Here is a 20,210-nt window from a genome sequence, read left to right on the forward strand (position 1 = left end):
TGTTGACGCTCCAGTCGTCCACTCCTAGGCTCCACGAAGCGGAAATCAACTTCCGCTGCCACCGCATGGAAGGTCCAGATGTCGAAGCGCGTGCTCACCACCGAGTCCGGCGCCCCGGTCGCCGACAACCAGAACTCCGCCTCCGCGGGCATCGGCGGCCCGCTCCTCCTGCAGGACCAGCACCTGCTGGAGAAGCTGGCGCGCTTCAACCGCGAGCGCATCCCGGAGCGGGTGGTGCACGCCCGGGGCTCCGGCGCCTACGGCTACTTCGAGGTGACCGACGACGTCACCGACTTCACCCGCGCCGACTTCCTGAGCACGGTGGGCCGGCGCACCGAGGTCTTCCTGCGCTTCTCCACCGTGGCCGACTCGCTGGGCGGCGCGGACGCGGTCCGCGACCCGCGCGGCTTCGCCGTCAAGTTCTACACCGAGGAGGGCAATTACGACCTCGTCGGCAACAACACCCCGGTGTTCTTCATCAAGGACCCGGTGAAGTTCCCCGACTTCATCCACTCGCAGAAGCGCGACCCCTTCACGGGCCGTCAGGAGCCGGACAACGTCTGGGACTTCTGGGCGCACTCCCCCGAGGCCACGCACCAGGTGACGTGGCTGATGGGCGACCGCGGCATCCCGGCGTCGTACCGCCACATGAACGGCTACGGCTCGCACACCTACCAGTGGACGAACGCCCAGGGCGAGGCCTTCTTCGTCAAGTACCACTTCAAGACCAACCAGGGCATCCGCTGCCTGAGCGCCGGGCAGGCTGCCGAGCTCGCGGGCAGGGACCCCAACTCTCACCAGACGGACCTGCTGCAGGCCATCGAGCGGGGCGTCCACCCGTCCTGGACGCTGTACGTGCAGCTCATGCCGGCGGCCGAGGCGGCCGACTACCGCTTCAACCCCTTCGACCTGACCAAGGTGTGGCCGCACGCCGACCACCCGCTGCGGCGCGTGGGCCGGCTGGTCCTCGACCGCAACCCGGACAACGTCTTCGCCGAGGTCGAGCAGGCCGCGTTCTCCCCGAACAACTTCGTCCCGGGCATCGGCCCCTCGCCCGACAAGATGCTCCAGGGCCGCCTGTTCGCCTACGCGGACGCCCATCGCTACCGCCTGGGCGTCAACCACACCCAGCTCGCCGTGAACGCCCCGCGGGCAACGGTGGCGAACAACTACGGCCGCGACGGCCTGATGGCGTCCAACTCCCAGGGCAGGTACGCCAAGAACTACGAGCCGAACTCCTACGGCGGTCCGGTCGAGACCGGCCGCCCGCTCTCGGCCCCGCTCGCGGTGACCGGCTGGACCGGCACCCACGAGGCCGCGCGGCACACCAAGGACGACGACTTCTTCCAGGCGGGCGAGCTGTACCGGCTGATGTCGGAGGACGAGAAGTCCCGTCTGGTCGCGAACATCGCCGGCAGCCTCTCGAAGGTCTCCCGCGACGACGTGATCGAGAAGAACCTGGCCCACTTCCACGCCGCCGACCCCGAGTACGGCAAGCGCGTGGAGGAGGCGGTCCACGCCCTGCGCGAGGACTGAGTCACAGACGGCCCGCGACGGCCGGACCGGCCCGGATGAGGGGTGGCCGGCCGGACGTACGCGGGCAGGCCGGAGACCGCGGCGGCGTGCGAGCCAGTGCGGTGGTGAAGGTCCGGGCCCTCCTCCTTCGACCTGAGGGGAGGAGCGCCCGGTGCCGTCGCCGCCGCCGCGGTCCCTGCCGTCTCACCAGCACGACCACGGACCCCGTCCGGCGCGAACGTCCTGTCGCGCCCAGCCTCGCGCCGTCGGACGGCACCAACACCCTCAAGAGCGCCGGATGCGGACCGTCCCGCATCCGGCGCTCTTCGGCGTCCGCGGGCGCCCGCAGCCGCCCGCGGGTGTCCACGGGGTGCGCGTCCGGCCGGCGCGCAGGAGGCTGAAGGCATGGCACACCAGAGGGAACATCCACATGTGGTGGTGCATCCGCCGGCCCTCGACGGGTCCCGGCGGGTCACCGAGGGCGACGAGACGCTGGGCATCGCCACGCACGCGGACGACGTGGGCGAGATCCTGCGGCTGGCCGACCTCTACGTCACCGACGTCGAGGACAGCGAACTCATCGAGTGGCAGGGCGGCGGGCCGGACGACTGGCCGGGGCTGTCGGAGCACGATTAGGGAGGCACGAGGGACGCGAGGGACGCCACGCGCGTACGCGCCGGGACGTAGGACGTCTACGCAAACCTCAAATTCAGCTCTGAACACGGTTCAAGGGGCTTCAACTGCCCCCGCCCTTGGGCACATTCTCGTCACACGGGGCCCGCCGGCACGGGGGCGGCGGGCACCGGTACGGGGGAAACGGGGGACGGTTCGGGGGAGCCGGGCACGCGAGAGGGCGGTCCAGCCAGTCGGCTGGACCGCCCTTCGGCCGTCGGTCGCACGAGCCCCCGGGGCTCAGACCTTCAGCGTCCTGATCGAGGTCGGGGCGTGGCCCGGCTCGGTCGCGATCTCCTCGAACTCCACGACGTTGCCGATGTCGTTGGTCGTCGACATGGAGATGTTGGTGACGCGCTCCAGGATGGCCTCGACGACGACCGGGACCCGGTACTCCTGCGCGAGCTTCTTCGCCTGCTCGAAGGCCGCGCCCAGTTCGGCCGGGTCGGTCACCCGGATCGCCTTGCAGCCCAGACCCTCGGCGACCTTGACGTGGTCGACGCCGTAGACGCCCAGCTCGGGCGAGTTGACGTTCTCGAACTCCAGATTCACCTGGAAGTCGATGTCGAACGCCCGCTGCGCCTGGCGGATCAGGCCCAGGTAGGAGTTGTTGACCAGGACATGGACGTACGGGATGCGGTGCTGCGCGCCGACGGCCAGCTCCTCGACCATGAACTGGAAGTCGTAGTCGCCGGAGAGCGCGACGACCTGCGCCTCGGGGTCGGCCTTGGCGACGCCCAGCGCGGCCGGGATCGTCCAGCCGAGGGGGCCCGCCTGGCCGCAGTTGATCCAGTGGCGGGGCCGGTAGACGTGCAGCATCTGGGCGCCGGCGATCTGCGAGAGGCCGATCGTGGAGACGTACCGGGTCTCCGGTCCGAAGGCCTTGTTCATCTCCTCGTAGACGCGCTGCGGCTTGATCGGGATGTCGTCGAAGTGCGTACGGCGCTGGAGCGTCGCCTTCTTCTCCTGCGCCGAGGCGGCCCACGCCGAGCGGTCGGGGAGGCGGCCTTCCGCCTTCAACTCCCGTGCCACCTCGACGAAGAGCTCCAGCGCGGCCTTCGCGTCGGAGGCGATGCCGTAGTCCGGGGCGAAGATCTTGCCGATCTGGGTGGGCTCGACGTCGACGTGGACGAACTTCCGGCCGGCCGTGTAGACGTCCAGTCTGCCGGTGTGGCGGTTGGCCCAGCGGTTGCCGATGCCGAGGACGAAGTCGGACTCCAGGAACGTCGCGTTGCCGTAGCGGTGGGAGGTCTGCAGGCCCACCATGCCGGCGTTCAGCTCGTGGTCGTCGGGCAGGACGCCCCAGCCCATCAGCGTCGGGACGACCGGAACGCCCGTCAACTCGGCGAACTCCACGAGCAGTTCGCAGGCGTCCGCGTTGATGACACCGCCGCCTGCGACGATCAGCGGGCGCTCGGAGGCGTTCAGCAGCCCGATGGCCTTCTCGATCTGGGCGCGGGACGCGACCGGGCGGTAGACCGGGAGCGGTTCGTACGTCTCCGGGTCGAACTCGATCTCCGTCAGCTGGACGTCGATCGGCAGGTCGATCAGGACCGGGCCGGGGCGGCCGGAGCGCATCAGGTGGAAGGCCTGCTGGAAGACGCCGGGGACCTGCGCGGCCTCCAGGACGGTCACCGCCATCTTGGTGACCGGCTTGGCGATGGAGGCGATGTCGACGGCCTGGAAGTCCTCCTTGTGGATCACGGCGGTGGGGGCCTGGCCCGTGATGCACAGGATCGGGACGGAGTCCCCGATGGCCGAGTACAGGCCGGTGATCATGTCGGTGCCGGCGGGGCCCGAAGTGCCGATGCAGACACCGATGTTGCCGGGGTGGGTCCTGGTGTACCCCTCGGCCATGTGCGAGGCGCCCTCGACATGGCGGGCGAGGGTGTGGTGGATGCCGCCGGAGGCCTTGAGCGCCGCGTAGAAGGGGTTGATCGCCGCGCCCGGCACCCCGAACGCGTCGGTGACGCCCTCGCGCCTGAGGATCTCAACTGCCGCGCGGGCAGCGGTCATACGTGCCATCGAGTACTCCTGCCTCGGCTGTCGGAATGAGCACTCCCGTCGCGCCCCGCGGTGAGTACTTCCGCATAGTGGAAACTAACTTCTACTATCTGGAAGCAATGTAAGTGGGTGCGGGAAGGCAGTCAAGGGACGGACAAGCGGGGGTGCGCGGGAGGACGATGTGAGGCATGACCGAGAGCATCTCGGTGTGCTGCCCGGCCTGCCGGCGCGAGCACCTCTACACGGCCCCGTCGTTCCCGTGCGCGTGCGGGGCGTCCGTCAGCCCGGCACTGGACCGGCACGGGACGGCGACGGCCGTCACCCATGACGTGCGCGCGGAGGACTGGATGAGCCTGCGGTGCACCGCCTGCGGCCGCCGGGACGAGTGGCCGTACCCGGAACTGGGCTGCCCGTGCGGGACCGTGCTGCGGGTTCCGGTGACGGGTGGGAGCGCGGCGGCAGCCGGCGTCACGGAGGCGCCCGGGGCGGCGGGCCCGCGGCAGCAGCGGCCCCGCTTCCCGCCCGTCGCGATCCGCACGGCGCGCGACGCGGTGACGGCGGCCGCGCTGTACCTTCGCCGGCTCGGCTACCGGGACATCCGCCGCGCCGACCAGCGGCCGCCGTCGGGCGTCGGCCTCGCCGCCCGCGGGCTGCTGGCCCAGGTCGACCCGACCGTGCGGCCTGCCTCGCTGCGGGACGTGGAGTGCCTGTGGCTGACGGCCATGACGGAGTCGGCGGGCTGCGTCTACTTCTCCCTCGCCGGGTACGCGGGCGACGCCCGCGCCCGCGCCGACGACCTGGGCGTCCCCCTGTTCGTCCTCGACCTCACCGGCACCGCGCAGCCGGTCAACAGCCTGGCGGACGAACTCGACGGGGGGACGCTCCGCTAGGGGCCGGTGAAACAGCTACGGCCGGTGGGGATCTGCGGGGCGGTGGGGGCTGGTCGCGCAGTTCCCCGCGCCCCTTTCAGGGCGCTGCAGTCCCGCGCCTCGACGCTCCGCCGGGGGGCGGAGAAACCGCCACGGCCGGTGGGGAACTGCGGGGCGGTGGGGGCTGGTCGCGCAGTTCCCCGCGCCCCTGTCGGGGCGCTGCAGTGCCCGGCGTATAGCCCCTTTCGGGGCGCTTCAGTTCCCGGCGTATGTCTGCCTGAGTTCGATCTTGCGGACCTTGCCCGAGACCGTCATGGGGAAGGACTCGAGGATCTGGAGCCTGCTGGGGATCTTGTAGTGCGCCAGGCGGCCCTCGCAGAAGGCGCGCAGTTCCTCCAGGGTGAGCGGGTCGGCCGCGTCCTTCGGGATGACGCAGGCCAGGACCTCCTCGCCGTACTTCTCGTGCGGGATGCCGACGACCTGGACGTCCTGGATCCTGGGGTGGCCGTAGAGGAACTCCTCGATCTCGCGCGGGTAGATGTTCTCGCCGCCCCGGATGATCATGTCCTTGATGCGGCCGACGATCTCGACGTAGCCGTCCTCGCGCATCACCGCCAGGTCACCGGTGTGCATCCAGCGGCCCGGGTCGACGGCCTCGGCGGTCTTCTCGGGCTCGTTCCAGTAGCCGAGCATCACGCTGTAGCCGCGGGTGCACAGCTCGCCCGCGCTGCCCCGCGGCCGCGTGATCCCGGTGGCCGGGTCGACGACCTTGACCTCCAGGTGCGGAAGGACGCGGCCGACGGTGCCCGTGCGGTGTTCCAGGTCGTCCTCGCGCCGGGTCTGGGTGGAGACGGGCGAGGTCTCCGTCATGCCGTAGCAGATCGACACCTCGGCCATGTTCATCTCCGTGACCACCCGCTTCATCACCTCCACCGGGCAGGGCGAGCCCGCCATGATCCCGGTGCGCAGCGAGGAGAGGTCGTAGGAGGCGAAGTCGGGAAGGTTCAACTCCGCGATGAACATGGTCGGTACGCCGTACAGCGAGGTGCAGCGCTCGCGCTGGACGGCCTCCAGCGTCGCCTTGGGGTCGAAGGAGGGGGCCGGGATCACCATGCAGGCGCCGTGCGAGGTGGCGGCGAGGTTGCCCATGACCATGCCGAAGCAGTGGTAGAAGGGCACGGGGATGCACACCCGGTCCTGCTCGCTGTAGGAGATCATCTCCCCCACGAAGTAACCGTTGTTGAGGATGTTGTGGTGGGAGAGGGTGGCCCCCTTGGGGAAGCCCGTGGTGCCCGAGGTGTACTGGATGTTGATCGGCTCGTCGCAGGACAGCTCCGGATACGGCGCCGGGGTCGCGCGGGCGAGCAGCGCGTCCCAGCCCGGGTCGCCGATGAACACGGCCTCCCGCAACTCCGGGCAGCGGCCGCGCACTTCGCCGACCATCGCCCGGTAGTCGCTGCTCTTGTGGCTGAGGGAGGCGAAGAGCAGGGAGATGCCGGCCTGCTTGAGGACGTACTCCACCTCGTGGGTGCGGTAGGCCGGGTTGATGTTCACCATGATCGCGCCGATGCGGGCGGTGGCGTACTGGACCAGCACCCACTCCGGGCAGTTGACCGCCCAGATCCCGACCCGGTCGCCCTTGGCGACGCCGCTCGCGAGCAGCGCCTGCGCCAGCCGGTCGACGTCCGCGGCGAACTGCGCGTAGGTCCAGCGCCGCCCGGAGGGCACGTCGACGAGTGCCTCGCGGTCCGGCCAGGCGGCGACGGCCTGGTCGAGGTTGGCGCCGATGGTGTCGCCGAGCAGCGTGGTGGTGCTGGTGCCGTGGCTGTACGACGGTTGCGTCATCGGAAGTCCTCCTCGCGGTACTCGGCCGTCGAGCCGGCGGCGGTGGCCTCGCGCAGCTCGATGCGGCGGATCTTGCCGGAGACGGTCTTGGGCAGCGGCGCGAACTCCAGGCGGCGGATGCGCTTGTACGGCGCCAGGACCTCGCGGGAGTGCTCGAATAGCACCTTCGCGGTGTCGGGTCCGGGCTGCCAGCCCTCGGCGAGCACGACGTACGCCTTGGGCACGGCAAGGCGCACCTCGTCCGGGGCGGGCACGACGGCCGCCTCGGCCACCGCCTCGTGCTCCAGCAGGGCGCTCTCCAGCTCGAAGGGGCTGATCTTGTAGTCGGAGGCCTTGAAGACGTCGTCGGCGCGGCCGACGTAGGTGATGTAGCCGTCCCCGTCCCGGGAGCCGATGTCGCCGGTGCGGTAGTAGCCGCCCGCCATCGCCTCCGCCGTACGGTCGGGGTCGCCGTGGTAGCCGGTCATCAGGCCGACGGGCCGGGCCGACAGGTCGAGGCAGATCTCGCCCTCGGTGGCGCCGGGGGCGCCGGTCACCGGGTCCAGCAGCTCGACCTTGTAGCCGGGGCTCGGCCGGCCCATGGAGCCGGTCTTGAGCTTCTGCCCCGGGCTGTTGGAGACCTGCACGGCCGTCTCGGTCTGCCCGAAGCCGTCCCGGATGGTGACGCCCCAGGCGCGCCGGACCTGCTCGATGACCTCGGGGTTGAGCGGCTCGCCCGCGGCCACGACCTCGCGCGGCCGGCCACGCAGCTGGGTGAGGTCGGCCTGGATGAGCATCCGCCAGACGGTCGGCGGGGCGCAGAAGGTGGTCACGCCCGCGCGGTCCATCTCGGCCATCAGCCGGGCCGCGTCGAAGCGCGTGTAGTTGTGGATGAAGACGGTCGCCTCGGCGTTCCAGGGAGCGAAGAGGTTGGACCAGGCGTGCTTGGCCCAGCCGGGCGAGGAGATGTTCAGGTGCACGTCGCCGGGCTTGAGGCCGATCCAGTACATGGTCGCCAGGTGGCCGATCGGGTACGAGGTGTGGGTGTGCTCGACCAGCTTGGGGCGGGCGGTGGTGCCGGAGGTGAAGTACAGCATCAGCGGGTCGTCGGCGAGGGTGGGCCCGTCCGGCAGGAACTCGGCGGGGGCCGCGTACGCGTCCTCGTACGGCTCCCAGCCCTCCTCGGGCAGGCCGCCGACGGAGATACGGGTGTAGGCGCCGCCCACGTCGTCGAACTTGGCGGTGTCCTCGGCCCGGACGATCACGTGCTTGACGCGGCCCCGGTCGACGCGGTCGCGCAGGTCGGCGGGGCCGAGCAGCGGGGTGGCCGGGATGACGACGGCCCGCAGCTTCATCGCCGCCAGCGCCGTCTCCCACAGTTCGGCCTGGTTGCCGAGCATGACCAGGATCCGGTCCTCGGGCTGGACGCCCCGGTCGCGCAGCCAGTTCGCGACGCGGTCCGAGCGGGCGGACATCTCCGCGAAGGAGACGCGCACCTCGGTGCCGTCCTCCTCGACGATGTGCAGCGCGGTCCGGTCGTTGCCCTCGGCGATGACGTCGAACCAGTCGAGCGCCCAGTTGAAGCGCTCGGGCCGGGGCCAGTCGAAGCCCTCGTACGCCTTCGCGTAGTCCTCGCGGTGTTCCAGCAGGAAGTCCCGCGCGCTGCGAAAGGCCTCCGTCGCGGTCGTCATCTCGCTCCTCCTCGATACCGGACCATTGCCGGGCGGCTCTCTGCCATCGTGTAATCCGTGATGCAGGTCTCACCACCCCCGAACGGGGGTGCGTCGTGGGACAGGGGCCCCCGGGACAGGGACCCCAGGCTGCAGGAAAGGGCGAGCAGGTGACAGCAGACGCGGCCGGGGCGGTCGAGATACGCAACGCGCTGGTACGACTGCGGCGCGCGACCGGGCTGCCGGTCGCCTTCGGCGGCCTGGTGGAACCGGGCCGGCGGCGGGTGCGTATCAGCGAACTGAACGGCAACAGCACACCCGCGCTCAGCGGGCTCCCGGTGACCTCGGGCAACGGCCTCGGCGGCCGGGCGGTCGCGCTCGCGCGGCCGTGCGCGGTGACCGACTACTCCTCGGCGAAGCAGATCAGCCACGAGTACGACGTCCCGGTCGCCACCGAGGGGCTGCGCTCGATCCTGGCGGTACCGGTGGTGGTGCGGCGTCGGGTGCGCGGTGTGCTGTACGGCGCCCTGCGCACGGCCGAGCCGCTCGGTGACCGCACGCTGGGCGCGGCGATGGAGGCGGCGCGGGACGTGGAGCAGGCGCTGGTGGTGCGGGACGAGGTCAGGGGGCTGCTCGCGGCGGCCGTCGGCGCCGAACCGGTGCGGGAGCGTGCGCCGGGCGCCGTGTGGGAGCAGGTGCGGGAGGCGCACGCGGCCTTGCGGGCGCTGGCGCCGCGGATCGCGGACCCGGCGTTGCGGGCCGAACTCCTCGATGCCTGCCGGCTGCTGACACCGGAGCCCGTCCGGACCGAGGTGCGTCTGGCACCGCGCGAGCTGGACGTGCTGACCTGTCTGGCGGCCGGCGCGACGAACGCCGGCGCTTCGGAGCGGCTGGGGCTCAGGCCGGAGACGGTCAAGAGCTATCTGCGCTCGGCGATGCGCAAGCTGGGGGCGCACACGCGGGGTGAGGCGGTCGCCTCGGCGCGCCGGGCGGGGCTGCTGCCGTAGGGTCCGTCCCACGGACCGGGGGCGCCCCGAGCAGCTGGCTATTCATTCGACGGCGCTTTGAATTTCGCTATGCTGCGCCGTTGTTATATCCCTCACCACCTCGTCCGTCCGAATTCCAAACAGTCGTTGCCTAGAATTTGGCTCGGACACGACACACGGAGGGGAGCGGTGACCGTGCGACGGGACTTCAAGGAGCCTGCCAGAGGCCGCCCCGACCTGGTCATCGGCCGGGACGAGCTGGTCGCCGCGGCGCGTGAGCAGCTCGCGCGCGGCGGCAGTGTGCTGCTCCACGGCCCCGCCGGAATAGGAAAGTCCACCGTCCTGCGGGCATTGGCATCCGAATATGGGACATCGGCCGGCACCGTGTTGCGCTGCTCGGCGACCGAGTCCGAATCCCATCTCCCCTTCCTGGCCCTCGCCGACCTCCTCGGCCTGGTCCTCGGCGACGTGTCCGACAAGCTGCCCGCGGCCCAGCGCACGGCCCTGGAGTCGGCCCTCGGCGGCGGCGAGTCCACGCTCCAGCGCGACGGCCTCGCCCTGCGCCTGGCGGTGCTCTCCGCGCTGCGCGCCCTCGCCGCCGACGGGCCCGTCCTGGTCGTCGCCGACGACCTGCAGTGGCTGGACTCCGCGAGCGCCGAACTCCTCGGCTTCGCCGCCCGCCGCCTCGGCGGCACCCGCGTCCAACTGCTGAGCGCGGTGCGCACGGAGGGCCAGGAGTACGACCGCCACCTGCGCTCCTCGCCGCCGGACACCCTCGCCGTCCGGCTCGGCGCGCTCTCCCGCGCCCAGGTCTCCGCCCTGCTCGACCACCGCGGCTACACCGGTCTGCCCCGCTCCACGGTCCGCGACATCCACCGCACCAGCGGCGGCAACCCGCTGTTCGCCCTCGAACTGGGCCGCGCCCTGGCCGAGAACCCGACCGCGCCCCGGCCCGGCGAGCCCCTGCCGGTGCCGACCTCGCTGCGCACCCTCGTCCTCAACCGGCTGGAGGCCCTGTCCGGCGAGGCCCGGCGCACCCTCCTCGTCGCCAGCGCCGGCGCCCGCCCGACCCTGGCCCTGCTGCACGCGGCCGGCCGCGAGAACGCCGAGGCCGACACGGCCCGGGCGGCCGAGCTGGGCCTGCTGGCGACGGATCCGGAGGGCCCCGCCGTACGCTTCGCGCACCCGCTGATCTCGGCCGCGCTGTACGCGGAGGCCCCGGCGCAGGAGCGGCGCGCGGTGCACGCGGCGCTGTCCACGGCGGCCTCCGACCCGATCGAGCGGGCCCGGCATCTGGCGCTCGCGACCACCGGCACCGATCCGGAGGCCGCGGCTCGGCTCGCCGAGGCCGCCGCACTGGCCCGGGACCGCGGCGCCCCGTCGGCGGCCGCCTCGCTGGGCCTGCTCGCCGCCCTGCACACCCCGGCCGACGACGAGCCGGGACCGGACCAGCGCCGGCTGCAGGCCGCCGAGGACGCGATCACCGCGGGCGAGGTGGACCTCGCCCGGGACATCGCCCGCGAGGTGCTGACCCGGGCCACCTCGCCCGAGGACCGGGTGCGGGCCTGGATGGTGGTGATCGAGGCGGCCGGGCAGGCGCTCGGCGAGGTCGACACCGTCTACCCGCAGGTCCTCGCCGACGCCGGCGACGACCCCCGGCTGCTCGCCCTGGTCCACTACCAGCTGGCCTGGCGGGGCCTGGTCGTCGAGGGCGACTTCGCCAAGGGCCGCGAGGAGGCCGCGCACGCGGCGGAGCTGGCGGCCCGGGCCGGCGACCGGCGCGCCGAGCTCCTCGCGCTGTCCTTCCAGGCGCAGACCGAGACCCTGATGGGCCACCCGGCCGCCCCCGAGACGATCAAGCGGGCCCTGAAGGAGCCGCAGGACCCGCAGGTGACGTGCCATCACAACGGCGCCGGCATGGCCCGCTACCGCTGGCTGATCATGAGCGACGAGCTGCCCGACGCCCGCGCCACCGTCAGCGCGCTGCTGCGCGAGGTGCGCCGGCGCGGCATGGTCGAGAGCGAGGTGCACTTCGTGCGCCTGCTCGCCGACACCGAACTGCGCTCCGGTCACTGCGGGCGGGCTCTGGACCTGGCCCGCGAGAGCATGCGGCTGGCCCGCGACTCCGGGATCGGCGAGATGCCCTCCGCCGTGCTCGCCTCCCTCGCGGAGGCCGCCGGCGGGGACGTGCAGCGGGCGTTGGAGCTGGGCCGGGAGGCGGTGGAACTCGCCGAGCAGGCCGGGGACCAGATGTACATCTCGCGGGGCCTGACGGCGCTCGGGCAGGCCCAGTTGGTCGCGGGAGACGCGGAGGGGGCGGTGGCCTCCCTGCGTCGGGTGCGGGAGCTGGAGAACGGTTTCGGCATCACCGATCCGGCCCGCGGCCGCTGGCACGGGGACCTCGCCGAGGCCCTCGTGCGCATCGGGGAGCTCGACGAGGCGCAGCGGGTCGTCGACGAGACCCGCGCGCACGCGCTGCGGCTGGGCCGGGAGAGCATGCTCGCCGTGCTGGACCGGGCCGAGGCGCTGGTGCGTGCCGCGCGCGGCGACCAGGAGGCCGCCGTCGCGCAGCTGACGTCGGCTCAGGACCGGCTGGCCAAGCTGGGCTACGGCCTGGAGGAGGCCCGCGCCGCGTTCGCGCTCGCCGGGCTTCACCCGGGCCGGCCCGGCCCGACGTCGTACGACGAGGCGGCCCGGCTCTTCCGCCGCTGCCGGGCGCTGCCGTGGCTGCGTCAGGCCGAGGCGGCCGCGGTCGCGGGCCGGGTGGAACCGAATCCCCCCGCTCCCGCGTCAGAGGGCCTGGAGGGCCTGGCCTCGATGGAGCGTCAGGTCGCCGCGCTGGTCATGGAGGGCGCGACCAACCGCGAGATCGCGGCGCGTCTGTTCATCAGCGTCAAGACGGTCGAGGCGACCCTCACCCGGGTCTACCGCAAGCTCGGCATCCGCTCCCGGGTGGATATCGTCCGACTGGCGGCGGGGCGCCGTACGAAGTGAGGTTCGTCCGGGTTTACTGAGCGGCGACCGAGGGTTTTCCCTGCCCAACTCCCCCTAGGGGGTTCCCTCATTGGGACGAGGGTGTGCCGGGTTCTAGTTTTTGGGGCGTGCCGCTCGCCCGGGCATACGGGGGTCGGTCCCGCGACCCCCGTGCAGCACCCCCACACCACCCGCGCGACCCCCACCGGCAACCCCCACTGAGGAGACTCATGTTCGGGATCGACCGCGCAAGAAAGACCGCCGCCGTGGTCGCGGCGGCCGCTGCAGCCGCAGCGACGGCACTGATCGGCGCCCCCACCGCCGTCGCAGCCCCCCAGCCCATCGTCGGCGGTACCACGACCACGACGACCGCGTACCCGTTCATGATGCAGATCACGGACGCCTCGCAGAACCAGTTCTGCGGCGGCACCCTGGTGTCCGCGACGAAGGTGGTCACGGCGGCGCACTGCATGGTCGGCGAGACCACCAGCAGCGTCAGGGTCGTCGGCGGCCGCACGTACCTGAACGGCACCAACGGCACCGTCAGCCGGGTGAGCAAGATCTGGATCAACCCGTCCTACACGGACGCCACCAACGGCGACGACGTCGCCGTCCTCACGCTCTCGACGTCGATGCCGTACACCAAGGCCTCGTACGTCTCCTCCTCCGACACCTCGGTGTACGCGGCCGGCACCACCGCCCGGATCCTCGGCTGGGGCACCACGTCGGAGAACGGCAGCTCGTCCAACCAGCTGCGGACCGCGACCGTCCCGATCGTGTCCGACTCCAGCTGCAAGAGCTCCTACGGTTCGGACTTCGTCCAGTCCGACATGGTTTGCGCCGGATACACCTCCGGCGGCACAGACACCTGCCAGGGCGACAGCGGCGGTCCCCTGCTCATCGGGGGCGTCCTGGCAGGGATCACTTCTTGGGGCAACGGCTGCGCCGAGGCGGGTTACCCGGGTGTCTACACCCGGCTGACCACCTTCTCCAGCCTGGTTACGGCGCAGGTCAACTCCTAGCCCCAGAAGAACTCCTGAGCACCCCTCAGGTGAGTGACCAGGGGGCGTTGCGAGCTACCACGAGCAGCTCGCAGCGCCCCCTATCCATGTGCGGCTACTTGTCCGCGGTGAGCGTGCCCGCGGCACCCCAGCTGTCCGCCGGGACCTCGTGGATCCACACCTGCACGGTCTCCGGCGGGATCTTGTACGCGTCGACGAAGGCGTCGGTGACGCGCCGGACGAGCTCCCGCTTGAGCTCGGCGTCGCGCGGGCCCTGCTGGACGGTGACGATCGGCATGGCTGAACTCCCTTGTTCTCGGTCTTCCTTCGGGTGAGTCCAGTCCATCGCGCCGGGCGTCCCCGACCAAGGGCCGGACCGCGACCGCAGCGATCAGCTCTCGTGATCGCCGCAGGCCAGGAGCAGGGTGTCCAGGTGCGGGGCGGGCGAGGAGACGGGCACGGCGAGGCCCGTGGACAGGGCCAGGCCCGGGGCGCGGAACGGGACGAAGGCCACCCGCGGGCTGTGCAGAACGCGCGCGTGGGAGGCGTAGACGACCGTCCATCCGGGGCGGCTGCCGATGGTGGCGAGGGTGTCCTGCAGAGAGCCGTTCGCCGGGCCGGGCAGCGGCTCGAAGCCGGCCTCGTGGCAGGCGCCGACGACCAGGTCGACCAGGGCGGGGTTGTTGCGCCGCTCGGTCAGGCTCAGCGGCAGCTCGGCGAGTTCCCCGAGGTCGATCTCCGCTCGGCCGGCGAGCGGATGGGAGGCGGGGAGGGCGGCGACCAGCGGGTCGGGCCACAAAGGCAGCACCCGGACGCCGGGGACCGGGTCGACGGACCGTACGAACGCGGCGTGCAACTGTCCCCCGGCGACCCGGTCCAGGCGTTCGGCGGCCGGGAGCGAGAACAGCTCCACCGGTACCTCCGGCGCGCGGCGGGCGAACGCGGCGAGCACCCGGTCCAGGTGCGCGCCCATGCCCGTACTGGTGCCGATCCTCAGACCGGGAGGCGGGGCGACGGCCGCGCGGGCCCGGTCCGCGGCGGCCAGCACCTCCCGCGCCCTGGGCAGCAGCCGCTCCCCCGCCGACGTCAGCCGCACCCGGCGCGGAGTGCGGTCGAACAGCTCGGCGCCCAACTCCCGCTCCAGGCGCTGTATCTGCATGCTCACCGCGGACTGCACGATGTGCAGCCGCTCGGCCGCCCGCCCGAAGTGCAGCTCCTCGGCGACGGTGACGAAGTAGCTGAGCTGCCGCAGTTCCATGTCCCGACTCTAGAGGGGACGCCCGGGGCCTTGTTTCAATGAGCGCCGGATGGGAGTGGTACGGATGGTGTCCACGGACCGGTTCCTCGCCTTCGCCGTGATGTCCCTGCTGGTCATCGTGGTTCCCGGACCGAGCGTGCTGTTCGTCATCGGGCGGGCTCTGGCCCATGGCCGCCGTAACGCCGTGGCCACCGCGATCGGCAATGTCTTCGGCTCGTATCTGCTGGTGGTGGCGGTCGCGGTCGGTGTCGGCTCGCTGGTGGAGCGATCGGTGACCGTGTACCTGGTGGTGAAGCTGGCGGGCGCCGCCTATCTCGTCCTCCTCGGCGTGCAGGCGTTCCGGCACCGCGGGGAGTTGAAGGCCTCGGCGATCGCGGTTCGGCCGGGCGAGCCGGCCCGCGGGGATCTGCGGACGGTGCTGGACGGCGTGCTCGTGGGCGCGACCAACCCGAAGGGCGTGGTGTTCTTCGCCGCCGTCCTCCCCCAGTTCGTGGACCACGCGGCCGGCCGGGTGCCGCTGCAGATGCTGCTGCTGGGCCTCGTCCCGATCTCGATCGGGCTGGTCACGGACACCCTGTGGGGCCTGACCGCGTCGGCGGCCCGCGCCTGGTTCGCCCGCTCGGACCGCCGGCTGTCCCTGATCGGCGGTGCGGGCGGGTTCACGATGATCGGGCTGGGGCTGACGGTGGCGGTGACCGGCCGGGCGGACTGACGCGGGTCGGAAGCTACTGGATCACGGTGCCGAAGCGGATGTCGTACGGCGTCCCCGGGTGCATGGTCGCCAGCATCCGTCCGCCCTCGTCGGCCAGGTCCGTCCGCTGTGCCCTGGTGAGCCGGCCGAAGGGTTCGATCACGAGTGCGTCCCGCTCCAGCTTCCACACGCCGGCGAGGAAGCCGTCGACGAGGAAGGTGCGGTGGACCATGTTGCCGACCCAGCTGCGGCCCCGGTACTCGGGCGGCACGACGCGGGTGCGGTCGGCGTGGGAGAGGAGCAGGTTGTCGAACTCGGGCAGGAACCGGGGCGGGGCCGGGGTGTCGGCGTCGGGACGCGGCGCGTCGGGCAGGTCGAACAGCTCGGTGCCGTCGGCGTCGCGGAAGGTGAGGAGCCCGGGGCGGAGCCGTTCGAAGGCCTCCCGCAGCCGGGTCAGGCCGGCCCAGGTCTGCATGTCCTTGACGGAGGCGGGGCCGAAGGCCGCGAGGTAGCGCAGGACCACGGCGTCGGGCGAGGGGGCCTCCTCGGCGGGGCGGCCCAGCCAGTGCTCGGCGGTGGTGAGGGCGACCTGGCCGCTTCTGCCCCACAGGCCCCGCGGGGTGACCTGCACCAGGGGCAGGGTGCAGCGGGCGGCGACGCCCAGGGCCTGCGGGTCGGCCTCCGGCCACTCGGCGGCCAGGGCCTCGCGCAGCTCCTTCATGGTGCGGGGCTCGGCCTCGACGAGGTCCCGGGCCAGGGCGGCCAGCCGGCCGAGGTCCACGCCATCGAGTCCCTTGCGGAAGTGGATGAGCTCACGGTCGCGGGCGGGCTGCACCAGGGGGCGCAGGGTGAGGCAGTCGTCGGCGGTGTGGGTGTGGATGGTCGAGCGCATCGTGACGATACGGACGATCTCGCGTGCGGCCATCGGCTCGGAGAGGTGCTCGGGGGCGAAACCGTCGAGGCGGGCGGCGAGCGCGTAGTACGGCGGCTTCACGTTCTGCGCCTGGAGCCCCAGGAGGTGCCCGACGGCGGCCGCCACGGACAGCGGGGCCCGGCGCAGCAGCAGCTGCCGGTCGAGGGTCGCGCGGTTCAGGGCACGGGGGCCGAGCACGGGGGCGTCGGCGGCGCCCGCCTTCGGGGCGCGCCGCGTGCGGGCGGAGGTCGTCCTGGTCATGTCGTGCACGCTAGTCCGGCTTGCGGACAGCTTCCGTCCGCGACTCTCACCGAATCCCTCGTGCTCCAGCCACCCCGGTGTCGTTTGCCCCGTATATCCTGCCCCCGATCACGCAGCCGCAGGTTCGACCCGGGAGGCAGCCGCATGTCCGAGCGACGCGCCCGTCCGGCCCCCAGGAACTCCGTGAAGTCCGTCTTGCGCCGCGCCCTGACGACTCCGCAGCCCCCGCCGGCCGAGACCGCTCCCCCATCGCCCGCTTCCATGGCCGCGGACTCGCCGGAGGTCGCCAGCGTCGTACAGGCGGCCCTGTACCGCGACGGCGTCCGTGTCTCCTCCCCGACCACGCTGGCGGAGACGTTCCGGGAACTGCGCGAGGCGCCGTCCGGGATGGCCTGGATCGGTCTGGCCCGTCCCACCGAGAGTGAACTCCTCTCCCTGGCGGCCGAGTTCGACCTCCATCCGCTGTCGGTCGAGGACGCGATGGAGGCCCACCAGCGGCCGAAACTGGAACGCTACGGCGACACGCTGTTCGTCGTGCTGCGGGCGGCCCGCTACCTGGACGCCCCCGAAGAGGTCGACTTCGGCGAGCTGCACGTCTTCGTCGGCCCCGACTTCGTGATCACGGTGCGGCACGGCGCGGCCCCCGATCTGTCCGCGGTGCGCCGCCGCATGGAGGAGTCGCCCGACCTGCTCAAACTCGGCCCGGAAGCGGTGCTGTACGCCATACTCGACGCGGTGGTCGACGGGTACGCCCCGGTCGTCGCCGGGGTGCAGAACGACATCGACGAGATCGAGACCGAGGTGTTCCGCGGCGACCCCGAGGTCTCCCGCCGTATCTACGAACTCTCCCGGGAGATGGTCGAGTTCCAGCGCGCCACCCGCCCCCTGGTCGGCATGCTGCACGGTCTGATGGCGGGCTTCGCCAAGTACGAGACCGACGAGGAGCTCCAGCGCTATCTGCGGGACGTCGCCGACCACGTCACCCACACGAGCGAGCGTGTCGACGGCTTCCGGCAGGCGCTCACCGAGATCCTCACGGTCAACGCGACCCTGGTGACCCAGCAGCAGAACGCGGAGATGCGGGCCTTGGCGGAGGCGGGGTTCGAGCAGAACGAGGAGATCAAGCGGATCTCCTCATGGGCGGCGATCCTGTTCGCGCCCACCCTCGTCGGCACCATCTACGGCATGAACTTCCGCCACATGCCGGAGCTGAGCTGGAGCTTCGGATACCCCTTCGCCATCGGGCTGATGGGGGTCATCTGCGGCGGCCTGTACGTGATCTTCAAGCGCCGGGACTGGCTCTAGGCGGTCCGACGCCGGGCTCGGTCGGCCCGGCGCCGGACCGCGTGTCTCACCGGTCTACTCCTCCACCACCGGACGCGTCCGGCCCGGCTCGGGCAGTTCGCCCATCTTGTCGCGCACGTTCAGGACGTCCCCGATGAACAGGTCGTAGACCAGCACACCGATGACGCCGCCGATCAGCGGCCCGACGATCGGGATCCACCAATAGGCGCTGAAGGCACCCGACAAGGAACCTGGCAAAGCCAGCTCCTTCCATCCCGCCAACCAGGTGAACAGGCGGGGGCCGAAGTCACGGGCCGGATTGATGGCGTACCCCGCGTTCGCGCCGAAGGACATGCCGATGGCGGCGACCGCGAAGCCGACCAGCAGTGGCCCGAGGTTCGCCTGCACCGCCGTATTGCGCAGGTCGATCAGGGCGACGACCAGCATCACCAGGAAGGCGGTACCGACGATCTGGTCGATCAACGGCCCCCAGATCCCGCCGTGGAAGTAGGGCGCCGGGAAGGTTCCGAAGATCGAGAACGTGGCCAGTGTGTGGCCGTTGGTCTTCGGACCCTTGCTGGCGCTGTCGAAGGCGCTGATCGCGTTGTGGTAGACGCCGTAGACCAGCGCCGCTCCGGTGAACGCCCCGACGAGCTGGGATCCCCAGTAGGGCAGGACCTTGGCCCAGGCGAACTTCCGGCGCACCGCGAAGGCAAGCGTCACGGCCGGGTTGAGGTGGGCACCGCTGACGCCGCCGGCGACGTAGACGCCGAAGACGACCGCAAAGGCCCAGCCGAAGGTGATGAGGAGCCAGTCCCCAGCCGCGACGAAGATCGTCGTCGGTCCCGCGGTCCGGCCGGATCCGGGCAGTCCCGCGACCGCCATGGCGACCACACCGCATCCGAAGGAGATGAGGACGAACGTCCCGAGGAACTCCGCCAGGCATTCGCCCAGCAGGCCCCCGCGACTTCTGAGCCTGGAGGGTTTCACCAGGGGAGGGATTTCCACAGCCATGTCGGCCCCCTTGGAGATTGGTTCCGGTCAGCACCACCATCGTCCGCCGGAGCCTCGTCCACCGCCAGGCAGAGTGCACCAATTCGTACACAAGGCCGTATCCCGGGGGTAATGGATACCAGCACTGTCCAAGGCCTGGGCAGCGGATGCGGGGCCGCCGGTCGCCCCGGTTTTGGGGGGCGGCAGGCCTGTGCCGTGGGGGTGCCGGCGGGGCGCGGCGCCTAGGGCGTGGGGATGCCGGCGGGGCGTGACAGGCGGCCGAAGCGGGCCGGGACGCCCGGCGAGTACAGGACGCTCACCGGCTCGCCCGCCGGCGCGGGAAGGCCGGCGGCGGCCACCAGGTCCTCCTCGCACTCGAGCAGCTCGGCCCGGTGCAGGGTCCAGCGGGGGTGGGCGTTGCGCAGGTACGTGGGGCGGCCGAAGAACGCCCCGTGCATGCCCCAGCGCGCGGTCAGGAAGTGCTCCAGCTCCGTCGGCCGGGCGATCCGTTCGCCCACCCGCACGGTGATCCGGCTGTGCGCGCCGCGCGGGCCGGGCAGGCGGCGGGAGCTGGTGTAGGTGACGGTGTCGCCGTCCGGGCCCGCGGCCCGCTCGACGGCCATGCGGGACCACAGGTACGGCATCCGGAAGCCGAGCCGCCCCACGGCCACGGGGATCAGCCGGGAGGCGTCGAGCGAGCGGAACACCACCCCGCGCCGCCCGTGCGCGTCCACCGAGTAGAGCCGCACATTGGTCTCGGGGAAGGTGCCCAGGTAGGGCACGCCGGGCAGGTGCAGCCAGCCCACGCGGTGCATCCGGAACGCGACCAGGCCGACGTAGGTGACCCCGTCCAGGGTGTCGGGGACCGTGCCCCGCGGCAGGAGAGCGGCGACGTCGGCCGGGTCGGCGGCCCAGTGGAGGAAGGTCAGGTCGAGCCAGGACTGGGTGAGCAGGGGGCGCGGGATCTCGCCCGGCGCGTCCGCGGTGACGGGTTCCGGGGGGACGGGGGCGGGTGGCCGGGACTGTCGGACGGGCGGCATCGCGCCAGTATGCCCCCGCGGCCCGCACCCACGTCCAGATCACCGCACGGCTGGTCGGTCACGACAACTCGCGCGGTGCGGGGAGCCGGGCGAGCACGTGAGGTCCCGGCCGTCGGCCCGGGCGCGGTGGATACGCCGGGCCGTACGCGTCTCCCACGAGGCCGCGCGGGCCCTCGTGCAAGACGTGCTCCGAGGTCGCGAGAGCGGTGCGCGGCGGCGTCCGGGGGAAGGACCTTGGTCCCGTCGGAAGGGGACC

The 20,210-nt window shown here is 72.0% G+C and carries 16 protein-coding genes; 8 read left to right on the forward strand and 8 right to left on the reverse strand.

Annotation, left to right across the window (positions count from 1 at the left end; all coding sequences use genetic code 11):
- Positions 1-78 precede the first annotated feature (78 nt).
- Entirely contained in the window at positions 79-1,536 is a 1,458-nt protein-coding gene (locus ACIGDI_RS18160) for a catalase (protein ID WP_399897384.1), read from the forward strand.
- 384 nt (positions 1,537-1,920) lie between these two features.
- A complete protein-coding gene (locus tag ACIGDI_RS18165; RefSeq protein ID WP_399897387.1) occupies positions 1,921-2,151 on the forward strand; it encodes a hypothetical protein in 231 nt (76 codons plus the stop codon).
- 276 nt (positions 2,152-2,427) lie between these two features.
- On the opposite strand, the gene gcl is transcribed toward ACIGDI_RS18165, so the two are convergent.
- The gene (gene gcl, locus ACIGDI_RS18170; protein WP_399897390.1) at positions 2,428-4,212 is read right to left on the reverse strand and encodes a glyoxylate carboligase; all 1,785 of its coding nucleotides are present in this window, start codon (positions 4,210-4,212) and stop codon (positions 2,428-2,430) included.
- Positions 4,213-4,379: 167 nt separating this feature from the next.
- On the opposite strand from gcl, the gene ACIGDI_RS18175 reads away from it, so the two are divergent.
- Entirely contained in the window at positions 4,380-5,081 is a 702-nt protein-coding gene (locus tag ACIGDI_RS18175; protein WP_399897393.1) for a hypothetical protein, read from the forward strand.
- 234 nt (positions 5,082-5,315) lie between these two features.
- Here the strand turns inward: ACIGDI_RS18175 and ACIGDI_RS18180 are convergent, their stop codons facing one another.
- A complete protein-coding gene (locus ACIGDI_RS18180) occupies positions 5,316-6,905 on the reverse strand; it encodes an AMP-binding protein (protein ID WP_399897396.1) in 1,590 nt (529 codons plus the stop codon).
- Positions 6,902-8,575 (reverse strand): AMP-binding protein, encoded by a 1,674-nt coding sequence (locus ACIGDI_RS18185; RefSeq protein WP_399897399.1) that lies wholly within the window; start codon positions 8,573-8,575, stop codon positions 6,902-6,904. The genes ACIGDI_RS18180 and ACIGDI_RS18185 overlap by 4 nt, the downstream gene beginning before the upstream one ends.
- Before the next feature lie 149 nt (positions 8,576-8,724).
- Between ACIGDI_RS18185 and ACIGDI_RS18190 the strand changes: the two genes are divergently transcribed.
- The 3 genes from ACIGDI_RS18190 (at position 8,725) to ACIGDI_RS18200 (ending at position 13,535) form a co-directional block, all read left to right on the forward strand.
- Positions 8,725-9,561, forward strand: coding sequence for a response regulator transcription factor (locus ACIGDI_RS18190; protein WP_399897402.1), 837 nt, complete (start codon positions 8,725-8,727; stop codon positions 9,559-9,561).
- Between the two features lie 168 nt (positions 9,562-9,729).
- Positions 9,730-12,534, forward strand: a complete 2,805-nt coding sequence (locus tag ACIGDI_RS18195) for an AAA family ATPase (RefSeq protein WP_399897405.1) — start codon at positions 9,730-9,732, stop codon at positions 12,532-12,534.
- A gap of 209 nt (positions 12,535-12,743) precedes the next feature.
- Positions 12,744-13,535 carry a trypsin-like serine protease gene (locus tag ACIGDI_RS18200; RefSeq protein ID WP_200705638.1) on the forward strand — a complete coding sequence of 264 codons (792 nt, stop codon included), beginning with the start codon at positions 12,744-12,746 and terminating at the stop codon, positions 13,533-13,535.
- 94 nt (positions 13,536-13,629) lie between these two features.
- On the opposite strand, the gene dmpI is transcribed toward ACIGDI_RS18200, so the two are convergent.
- The gene (gene dmpI, locus ACIGDI_RS18205) at positions 13,630-13,812 is read right to left on the reverse strand and encodes a 4-oxalocrotonate tautomerase DmpI (protein ID WP_200705637.1); all 183 of its coding nucleotides are present in this window, start codon (positions 13,810-13,812) and stop codon (positions 13,630-13,632) included.
- Between the two features lie 93 nt (positions 13,813-13,905).
- The gene (locus tag ACIGDI_RS18210; RefSeq protein ID WP_399897408.1) at positions 13,906-14,772 is read right to left on the reverse strand and encodes a LysR substrate-binding domain-containing protein; all 867 of its coding nucleotides are present in this window, start codon (positions 14,770-14,772) and stop codon (positions 13,906-13,908) included.
- A gap of 64 nt (positions 14,773-14,836) precedes the next feature.
- Between ACIGDI_RS18210 and ACIGDI_RS18215 the strand changes: the two genes are divergently transcribed.
- The gene (locus ACIGDI_RS18215) at positions 14,837-15,484 is read left to right on the forward strand and encodes a LysE family translocator (protein WP_399897411.1); all 648 of its coding nucleotides are present in this window, start codon (positions 14,837-14,839) and stop codon (positions 15,482-15,484) included.
- 13 nt (positions 15,485-15,497) lie between these two features.
- Here the strand turns inward: ACIGDI_RS18215 and ACIGDI_RS18220 are convergent, their stop codons facing one another.
- On the reverse strand, positions 15,498-16,637 hold the full coding sequence (locus tag ACIGDI_RS18220; RefSeq protein WP_399897414.1) for a winged helix DNA-binding domain-containing protein: 1,140 nt from the start codon (positions 16,635-16,637) through the stop codon (positions 15,498-15,500).
- A 144-nt stretch (positions 16,638-16,781) separates the two neighbouring features.
- Between ACIGDI_RS18220 and ACIGDI_RS18225 the strand changes: the two genes are divergently transcribed.
- Positions 16,782-17,942, forward strand: a complete 1,161-nt coding sequence (locus tag ACIGDI_RS18225; RefSeq protein WP_399897417.1) for a CorA family divalent cation transporter — start codon at positions 16,782-16,784, stop codon at positions 17,940-17,942.
- Between the two features lie 54 nt (positions 17,943-17,996).
- Here the strand turns inward: ACIGDI_RS18225 and ACIGDI_RS18230 are convergent, their stop codons facing one another.
- Together ACIGDI_RS18230 and ACIGDI_RS18235 are read right to left on the reverse strand one after the other, a co-directional pair.
- Positions 17,997-18,935: an MIP/aquaporin family protein gene (locus tag ACIGDI_RS18230; protein ID WP_399897420.1), complete on the reverse strand. Its 939-nt coding sequence runs from the start codon at positions 18,933-18,935 to the stop codon at positions 17,997-17,999.
- A gap of 221 nt (positions 18,936-19,156) precedes the next feature.
- On the reverse strand, positions 19,157-19,954 hold the full coding sequence (locus ACIGDI_RS18235) for a YqjF family protein (protein WP_399897423.1): 798 nt from the start codon (positions 19,952-19,954) through the stop codon (positions 19,157-19,159).
- Positions 19,955-20,210: the final 256 nt, after the last annotated feature.

Source organism: Streptomyces sp. NPDC085900, assembly GCF_044540925.1.
Lineage (GTDB): Bacteria > Actinomycetota > Actinomycetes > Streptomycetales > Streptomycetaceae > Streptomyces > Streptomyces gilvifuscus.

Coding starts and splice junctions, on each gene's coding strand:
- ACIGDI_RS18160 (WP_399897384.1), top strand. CDS start 79: ATGTCGAAGCGCGTGCTCACCACCGAGTCCGGCGCCCCGGTCGCCGAC.
- ACIGDI_RS18165 (WP_399897387.1), top strand. CDS start 1,921: ATGGCACACCAGAGGGAACATCCACATGTGGTGGTGCATCCGCCGGCC.
- gcl (WP_399897390.1), bottom strand. CDS start 4,212: ATGGCACGTATGACCGCTGCCCGCGCGGCAGTTGAGATCCTCAGGCGC.
- ACIGDI_RS18175 (WP_399897393.1), top strand. CDS start 4,380: ATGACCGAGAGCATCTCGGTGTGCTGCCCGGCCTGCCGGCGCGAGCAC.
- ACIGDI_RS18180 (WP_399897396.1), bottom strand. CDS start 6,905: ATGACGCAACCGTCGTACAGCCACGGCACCAGCACCACCACGCTGCTC.
- ACIGDI_RS18185 (WP_399897399.1), bottom strand. CDS start 8,575: ATGACGACCGCGACGGAGGCCTTTCGCAGCGCGCGGGACTTCCTGCTG.
- ACIGDI_RS18200 (WP_200705638.1), top strand. CDS start 12,744: ATGTTCGGGATCGACCGCGCAAGAAAGACCGCCGCCGTGGTCGCGGCG.
- dmpI (WP_200705637.1), bottom strand. CDS start 13,812: ATGCCGATCGTCACCGTCCAGCAGGGCCCGCGCGACGCCGAGCTCAAG.
- ACIGDI_RS18210 (WP_399897408.1), bottom strand. CDS start 14,772: ATGGAACTGCGGCAGCTCAGCTACTTCGTCACCGTCGCCGAGGAGCTG.
- ACIGDI_RS18215 (WP_399897411.1), top strand. CDS start 14,837: ATGGTGTCCACGGACCGGTTCCTCGCCTTCGCCGTGATGTCCCTGCTG.
- ACIGDI_RS18220 (WP_399897414.1), bottom strand. CDS start 16,637: ATGACCAGGACGACCTCCGCCCGCACGCGGCGCGCCCCGAAGGCGGGC.
- ACIGDI_RS18225 (WP_399897417.1), top strand. CDS start 16,782: ATGTCCGAGCGACGCGCCCGTCCGGCCCCCAGGAACTCCGTGAAGTCC.
- ACIGDI_RS18230 (WP_399897420.1), bottom strand. CDS start 18,935: ATGGCTGTGGAAATCCCTCCCCTGGTGAAACCCTCCAGGCTCAGAAGT.
- ACIGDI_RS18235 (WP_399897423.1), bottom strand. CDS start 19,954: ATGCCGCCCGTCCGACAGTCCCGGCCACCCGCCCCCGTCCCCCCGGAA.